The 7,587-nt window shown below is 63.1% G+C and carries 6 protein-coding genes and 1 pseudogene; all 7 read left to right on the top strand.

What is annotated here, in order from left to right:
* Positions 1-892, top strand: a pseudogene (gene murD, locus EN879_RS16700) (UDP-N-acetylmuramoyl-L-alanine--D-glutamate ligase); the annotation flags it as partial.
* Positions 892-2,043, top strand: a complete 1,152-nt coding sequence (gene ftsW / locus EN879_RS16695) for a putative lipid II flippase FtsW (RefSeq protein WP_013530956.1) — start codon at positions 892-894, stop codon at positions 2,041-2,043. The pseudogene murD and the gene ftsW, both read left to right, overlap by 1 nt.
* Position 2,044: 1 nt before the next feature.
* Complete coding sequence (murG, locus tag EN879_RS16690; RefSeq protein WP_063168310.1) at positions 2,045-3,172, top strand: undecaprenyldiphospho-muramoylpentapeptide beta-N-acetylglucosaminyltransferase; 1,128 nt, start codon at positions 2,045-2,047, stop codon at positions 3,170-3,172.
* The gene (gene murC / locus EN879_RS16685) at positions 3,169-4,575 is read left to right on the top strand and encodes a UDP-N-acetylmuramate--L-alanine ligase (protein WP_013530958.1); all 1,407 of its coding nucleotides are present in this window, start codon (positions 3,169-3,171) and stop codon (positions 4,573-4,575) included. Before murG ends, murC begins: the two co-directional genes overlap by 4 nt.
* On the top strand, positions 4,572-5,537 hold the full coding sequence (murB, locus tag EN879_RS16680) for a UDP-N-acetylmuramate dehydrogenase (RefSeq protein ID WP_063168309.1): 966 nt from the start codon (positions 4,572-4,574) through the stop codon (positions 5,535-5,537). The genes murC and murB overlap by 4 nt, the downstream gene beginning before the upstream one ends.
* 392 nt (positions 5,538-5,929) lie before the next feature.
* Positions 5,930-6,856 carry a D-alanine--D-alanine ligase gene (locus tag EN879_RS16675; RefSeq protein ID WP_013530960.1) on the top strand — a complete coding sequence of 309 codons (927 nt, stop codon included), beginning with the start codon at positions 5,930-5,932 and terminating at the stop codon, positions 6,854-6,856.
* Positions 6,844-7,587: cell division protein FtsQ/DivIB (locus EN879_RS16670; protein WP_164774437.1), on the top strand; the 744-nt coding region annotated here is incomplete at its 3' end. The genes EN879_RS16675 and EN879_RS16670, both read left to right, overlap by 13 nt.

The following is a 7,587-nucleotide window of genomic DNA, read 5'->3' as shown; positions in this document are numbered from 1 at the left end:
CGTCCTACCAGATCGACCTCGCGCCCTCGATCAATCCGACGGCCGGCATCCTGCTCAACCTGACGCCCGATCATCTCGACCGCCACGGCACCATGCAGCACTACGCCGCGATCAAGGAGCGGCTGGTGGCCGGCAGCGAGACGGCGATCGTCGGCATCGACGATTCCTGGTGCGCGCAGATTGCCGAGCGGCTGGAGCGGGCGGGGCGGCATGTCATCCGCATTTCCAAGCGCCTGCCGCTGACCGACGGCTATTTCGCCGATGGCAGCAATTTGATGGAAGCTGTGCACGGCCGTTACAGCCGTGTCGCCTTCCTCGAAGGCATCGGCTCCTGCGTGGCCAGCACAATGCCCAGAACGCTCTGGCTGCGGTCGCCGCTTGCCTCAAGGTCGGGCTGGAGCTTGGCGAGATCCAGTCGGGGCTGGAAAGCTTTCCCGGCCTCGCGCACCGCATGGAGCAGGTCGGCCGCAAGGACCATGTGCTGTTCATCAACGATTCCAAGGCGACCAATGCCGATGCTGCGGCGCCGGCGCTGTCGAGCTTCGCGCGCATCTACTGGATCGCCGGCGGCCTGCCCAAGGAAGGCGGCATCGAACCCTTGCGCGGTTTCTACCCGCGCATCGCCAAGGCCTATCTGATCGGCGAGGCGGCGCCGGCGTTTTCGGCGACGCTGGGCGAGGCCGTGCCCTACGAGATTTCAGGCACGCTGGCCGCGGCGGTCGAGCACGCCGCGCATGATGCGGCTAAGGACGACAGCGGCGAGGCGGTGGTGCTGCTGTCGCCGGCCTGCGCCAGCTTCGACCAGTTCAAGAATTTCGAAGTTCGCGGCGAAGCCTTCAGGCAAGCTGCGAATGCTATCGAGGGTGTGAAACCCATCGGAGGGGCACGATAATGCAGAGCCGTCTCGACAAAAGTCCGGTTGCGACCTGGTGGTGGACGATCGATCGCTGGTTCCTGGCGGCGTTCCTGTCGCTGATGGGCCTCGGTATCGTGCTGTCCTTCGCGGCGAGCCCGGCGGTCGCCGAACGCATCGGCCTCGACAGTTTCCACTTCGCCACCAGGCAGATCATCTTCACCGTACCGGCGCTCGGCGTGATGCTGGCTGTGTCGTTCCTCGATTCCAGGCAGATCCGGCGCATGGCGCTGATCATGCTGTGCCTGATGCTGGTGCTGATGGTGGCGGTGCTCTACATCGGCGTCGAGGTGAAGGGCGCACGCCGCTGGGTGTCGCTTGCCGGCCTGTCGATCCAGCCGTCGGAATTTTTGAAACCAGCCTTCGTCATCATGTGCGCCTGGCTTTTCGCTGAGCACAAGCGCCAGCCCGACATTCCCGGCAATCTGTTCGCCATGTTGCTGCTGGTACTGGTCGTGTCGCTGCTGGTGGCGCAACCGGATCTCGGCCAGACCATGCTGACGACCGGCACCTGGGGCATCATGTTTTTCATGGCCGGGCTGCCCTGGCTGTGGATCGTTGCGCTGGGTGCCGCCGGCGTCGGCGGCGTTTTCGCCGCCTATACGGTGTTCCCGCACGTTGCCTTGCGCATCGACAAGTTTCTTACCGGCGAAGGCGACACATTCCAGGTCGATATGGGACGCGACGCGCTGATCAATGGCGGCTGGTTTGGCGTCGGACCAGGTGAGGGCACAGTCAAGCGCGTTATTCCCGACAGCCATGCCGACTTCGTCTTCTCGGTCGCAGGCGAAGAGTTCGGACTGATCATGTGCTTCTTCATCATGTCGATATTCGCCTTCATCGTGCTGCGCGGCCTCAACACGGCGCTGAAGGAGCATGACGATTTCACCCGCTATGCGGTCGGCGGCCTCGTCACCGTCTTCGGCCTGCAGGCGGTCATCAACATGTGCGTCAACCTCCAGCTTGTGCCGGCCAAGGGCATGACGCTGCCGTTCATCTCTTATGGCGGCTCTTCGCAGATCGCCATCGCCATCTCGATGGGGATGGTGCTGGCGCTGACACGCAAGCGGCCGGAAAAGCGCAAGCAGATGGGCTTTGGCCTGTCGCAACGCGCCGTGCCGGCGGAGTGATATGGCCAGAGGCGTCATCCTTCTCGCGGCAGGCGGCACCGGTGGGCATCTTTTCCCGGCCGAGGCGCTGGCGCATGAGCTGAACGAGCGCGGCTGGTCGGTGCACCTGGCAACCGACGACCGTGCCGAGCGTTTCGCCGGCCATTTTCCGGCCGCTGCCGTCCACCCGATCCAGTCGGCGACGATGGGCTCGAAAAATCCTTTTGCCCTGCTTGGTGCCTTCTGGAAAATCTGGCGCGGCGTGCGCCAGGCTTCTGCCGTCATCGCCAGGATCAAGCCGGATGCCGTCGTCGGCTTCGGCGGCTATCCAACCTTGCCGCCGCTCTACGCGGCGACACGGCGCAAGGTACCGACCCTGATCCATGAGCAGAACGCGGTGATGGGGCGCGCCAACCGGGCGCTGGCCGGCCGTGTCGACGCGATCGCCGGCGGCTTCCTGCCGCAGGACAGCAGTGCAGCCGGGGTCAAGACGGTGACGACAGGCAATCCGGTCCGGCCTGCGGTGCTGGAAGCGGCCAAGACTGCCTATGCGGCATCTGCCGGGGATCAACCGTTCCGCCTGCTGGTTTTTGGCGGCAGCCAGGGCGCCCAATTCTTTTCCGATGCCGTGCCGGGAGCCATTGCGCTGCTTTCCGACGCCCAGCGCAAACGGCTGGTCATTACCCAACAAGCGCGCGCCGATGACGTGGCGCGGGTCAAGGCGGTCTATGCCACCCTTGGCGTCGCCGTCGAGGTCTCGCCCTTCTTCACCGACATGGCGGCACGCATGGCGGCCGCTCATCTGGTGATCTCGCGTTCCGGCGCCTCGACCGTCTCGGAGATCGCCGTCATCGGCCGGCCGGCGCTGCTGGTGCCTTACCCCCATGCGCTCGATCACGATCAGGCGGCGAACGCGGCGGCCCTTGCCGCTGCCGACGGCGGCGAAGTGCATCCGCAATCCTCGCTCTCGTCCGAACGCATCGCAGCGCTTGTCGGCGGGCTGATGGACGACCCCGATCGGCTGACGGCAATGGCGGCGGGTGCGAAATCGGCCGGCAGGCCGGACGCGGCACGGTTGCTCGCCGATCTTACAGAGGCTATTGCGTCCAAAAAAACCGTTTCGGATTTCAGGAAGGGGACGCAAGCATGAAGATGCCGCAGACCATCGGCCTTGTGCATTTCATCGGCATTGGCGGCATCGGCATGAGCGGCATTGCCGAAGTGCTGCACAATCTCGGCTACAAGGTGCAAGGGTCCGACCAGGCCGAAAGCGCCAATGTGCAGCGGCTGCGCGACAAGGGCATCGAATGCTTCGTCGGCCATAGGGCCGAGAATCTCGGCGATGCCGAGGTGGTGGTCGTCTCGACGGCGATCAAGAAATCCAACCCTGAGCTGAAGGCCGCGCGCGAAAAGCTGCTGCCGATCGTGCGCCGGGCCGAGATGCTGGCCGAACTGATGCGCTTTCGCCAGGCGGTGGCGATCGGCGGCACGCATGGCAAGACGACGACGACCTCGATGGTGGCGACCTTGCTCGATGCGGGCGGGCTCGATCCGACCGTGATCAATGGCGGCATCATCAATGCCTACGGCACCAACGCCCGCATGGGCGACGGCGAATGGATGGTGGTCGAGGCCGACGAGAGCGACGGCACCTTCCTGAAACTGCCGGCCGAGATCGCGGTCGTCACCAACATCGACCCCGAGCATCTTGACCACTATGGCAGCTTCGACAAGGTGCGCGAGGCGTTCCGCCAGTTTGTCGAGAACGTTCCGTTCTACGGTTTTGGCGTGATGTGCACCGATCACCCCGAAGTGCAGGCGCTGGTCAGCCGCATCGAGGACCGCCGGGTCATCACCTATGGCGAGAATGCGCAGGCCGACGTGCGCTTTACCAATCACCGCATGTCAGGTGCCATTTCGGAATTCGACGTGGTGATCCGCGACCGCAAGACCGGCGGCCAGACTGTCATAGCAGGCCTGCGCCTGCCGATGCCCGGCCGTCACAACGTCTCCAACGCGACGGCAGCAATCGCGGTCGCGCACGAACTCGGCCTGTCGGCCGAGGCGATCAAGAAGGGCCTGTCGTCCTTCGCCGGCGTCAAGCGCCGCTTCACCCATACCGGTTCGTGGGACGGCGTCGAAATATTCGACGATTACGGCCACCATCCGGTCGAGATCTCGGCGGTGCTGAAGGCGGCGCGCAGCGCCACCCAGGGTCGTGTCATCGCCATTGCCCAGCCGCATCGCTTCACCCGGCTGCATGATCTGTTCAACGAGTTTTCCACCTGCTTCAACGACGCCGACACAGTAATGGTGGCGCCGGTCTACGCCGCCGGCGAAGAGCCGATCGACGGCGTCAGCTCGGACGCGCTGGTGTCGCGCATCCGCGCCGGCGGTCATCGCGACGCGCGCTACATCGAGGGCCCGGCGGCGATTGCGCCCATCGTCCGTGATCTGGCCAAGCCGGGCGATTTCGTCGTCTTCCTTGGAGCCGGCAACATCACCCAATGGGCCTATGCGTTGCCCAAGGAGCTTGGCGGGACCGTCTCATGAGGCACGGCCAGGCCCTGATCGACAGACTTGGCGACCGGCTTGCCGGCCTGCGTGGCCGCCTGACGCCGAACGCCGAGATGGACAAGATCACCTGGTTCCGTGCCGGGGGGCTGGCTGAAGCGTTGTTCCAGCCGGCCGATGAGGAGGACCTTGCCGCGTTCCTGAAAGCCGTTCCCGAAGAGATACCGCTGACGGTCGTCGGCGTCGGCTCCAACCTTCTGGTCCGCGATGGCGGCATCGAGGGCTTTGTCATTCGGCTTTCGGCCAAGGGCTTCGGCGATGCCGAGGTGATTTCGCCAATCAGGATCAAGGCGGGAGCTGCGACCCCCGACAAGCGCGTCGCAGCGGTGGCGCTCGAGGCCGGCATTGGCGGCTTTCATTTCTACCACGGCATTCCGGGTGCAATCGGCGGTGCGCTGCGAATGAATGCCGGCGCCAATGGCGTCGAGACGCGCGAGCGCGTCATCGAAGTGCGAGCACTCGATCGCAAGGGCAATGTGCAGACGCTGAGCAATGCCGATATGGGATACGCCTATCGCCATTCGGCGGCTCCCTCCGGGCTGATCTTCACCTCCGCCGTGTTCGAAGGCTTTGCCGAGGACAGGGCGACCATCAAGGCTGCGATGGAGGCCGTGCAGAACCATCGTGAGACCGTGCAGCCGATCCGCGAAAAGACCGGCGGCTCGACCTTCAAGAATCCCGACGGCACATCGGCCTGGAAGGAGATCGACAAAGCGGGCTGCCGCGGCCTGATGATCGGCGGCGCGCAGATGTCGCCGATGCATTGCAACTTCATGATCAACACCGGAACCGCGACCGGCTACGACCTTGAATATCTCGGCGAGACGGTGCGCACGCGGGTGCTGGAGAATTCCGGTATCCGGCTGCAATGGGAAATCAAGCGCATCGGCAATTTCCGGCCAGGGCATGCCGTTCAGGAGTTTCTCGGGCAGCTCCTTTAAGGTGCGCTGATATTCAGGTGATGCTCCGCTCCGGTTCTCGAAAGCCATCGTTTTCGACTCGGCCTGACCTGAATCTCGACACACCTAGCGCCTCGTTGAAGTTCATGTGATGCATGAACTTCAACGAGGCGAAAAACGGTCCGCGACCGTTGCCGCAAAGACTCAACGACACGCTTTTCGCATCCATTTTCTTAGAAAGTGAATCTCTCGGAATCGTAAGCACTTGCCAGTGAATCAACTCTCTGATTCTCTGCTCGAAAGCGTTTCCTGATTTGAGTCGTTCGACGCGTTTTCAGCGTTTTCCGTCTGGGGGGGCAACCTGCCGGGAGACTCTGACTCAATGTTGCGGAAAATCTGGTTTTGGTCCGCCGTGAGAGAGGGGATGCCGGGGAATGAAAAACAAGCATGTGGCCGTCCTGCTGGGTGGTTTTTCGTCCGAGCGGCCCGTGTCCCTGTCCTCCGGAAAGGCTTGCGCCGATGAGCTTGAGAAGGAAGGTTACCAGGTCACCCGCGTCGATGTCGGGCGCGATGTCGGCTCCGTGCTTGCCGAGCTCAAGCCCGATGTCGCCTTCAATGCGCTGCACGGCCCTTTTGGTGAGGATGGCACCATCCAGGGCATCCTCGAATATCTCGGCATTCCCTACACCCATTCCGGCGTGCTCGCCTCGGCTCTGGCCATGAACAAGGAGCAGGCCAAACGGGTTGCCAAGTCGGTCGGCATCGTGGTCGCCGAATCGAAGGTCGCCAGCCGCTTCGCCATCCAGAACAAGCATCCGATGAAGCCGCCCTATGTGGTCAAGCCGGTCAATGAGGGTTCGAGCTTTGGTGTCGTCATCGTGCATGAAGGCCAGTCGCATCCGCCGCAGGTTCTTGGCTCGTCGGAGTGGAAATATGGCGATACCGTCATGGTCGAGCGCTACATCCACGGCAGGGAGCTGACCTGCGCGGTGATGGGCGATGTGGCGCTGGGGGTCTGCGAGATCATCCCGACCGGCCATTCCTTCTACGACTATGATTCAAAATATGTCGCCGGGGGATCAAAGCACGAATGCCCCGCAAAAGTTTCACCGAATATTTACCAAAAAATACAAACACTGGCGCTCAAGGCTCACCAAGCGATCGGCTGTCGGGGCGTTTCCCGGTCGGACTTCCGTTATGACGATCGGCATTCCGAAAACGGCGAGATTGTCTGGCTCGAGGTCAACACCCAGCCGGGTATGACGCCGACGTCCTTGGTGCCTGAAATCGCCGCCCATGCCGGGCACTCGTTTGGCGATTTGTTGAGTTGGATGGTGGAGGACGCTTCGTGTCTGCGTTGAAATGGGGACAGGGTAGGGAGAGGGGCGCGGCCGGTCCGGCGCTGTTCGGCCTGTCGTTGTCGTTGGACCATTTCGTGCTGCCGCGGATGCTGCGCCGCCCGGTGCGCATTATGGCGCGCCTCGGTGTCGGAGAATTCCAGGCGCCACGCTTTTCCGCGGCCATGATGTCGGCCGTGCTGATTTTCTCGAGCAGTGCCTATGGCGCCTATCTCGGCGGTCATGTCGACGGTATCGTGCAGAGCATCACCGCCCGTACCGGATTTGCCGTCGATCAGGTCAAGGTGGTGGGCAATCGCCAGACCTCGGAAATCGATATACTCGACAGGCTTGAACTCGACGGCTGGACGTCGCTGATCGGCTTTAATGCCGAGGCCGCGCGGGAACGAATTGCGACCTTGCCGTGGATCGAGGTCGCGGCGGTGCGCAAGGTCTATCCGCATACGCTGGAAGTGCGTGTCGAGGAGCGTGAGGCTTTCGCGCTCTGGCAGCAGGGTGACGAGCTTTCGGTCATCGAGAAGAATGGCGCCATGATCGCGCCGTTCTCGGGCGGCAAGCAGGTGCTTCTGCCTCTGCTGATCGGCACCGGCGCGCCGGCGAGCGCGCCCGATTTCCTGGCCAAGGTCGAAAAATATCCCGAGCTCGCGAACCGGATCAAAGGTTATATCCGTGTCGGCGAACGGCGCTGGGACCTGAAGCTGGACAATGGCATCACCATCAAGCTTCCCGAGGAC

Origin of the sequence: Mesorhizobium sp. M7A.F.Ca.AU.002.02.1.1 (genome assembly GCF_003998535.1) — a bacterium.
Lineage (GTDB): Bacteria > Pseudomonadota > Alphaproteobacteria > Rhizobiales > Rhizobiaceae > Mesorhizobium > Mesorhizobium ciceri.
The sequence above is the reverse complement of the archived record's forward strand: the minus strand, read 5'-3'. Positions and strand labels throughout refer to the sequence as shown.

What these genes read in the sequence shown, in the direction of transcription:
- murG (WP_063168310.1), top strand. Translation starts at nt 2,045, where the DNA reads ATGGCCAGAGGCGTCATCCTTCTCGCGGCAGGCGGCACCGGTGGGCAT.
- ftsW (WP_013530956.1), top strand. Translation starts at nt 892, where the DNA reads ATGCAGAGCCGTCTCGACAAAAGTCCGGTTGCGACCTGGTGGTGGACG.
- murB (WP_063168309.1), top strand. Translation starts at nt 4,572, where the DNA reads ATGAGGCACGGCCAGGCCCTGATCGACAGACTTGGCGACCGGCTTGCC.
- murC (WP_013530958.1), top strand. Translation starts at nt 3,169, where the DNA reads ATGAAGATGCCGCAGACCATCGGCCTTGTGCATTTCATCGGCATTGGC.
- EN879_RS16675 (WP_013530960.1), top strand. Translation starts at nt 5,930, where the DNA reads ATGAAAAACAAGCATGTGGCCGTCCTGCTGGGTGGTTTTTCGTCCGAG.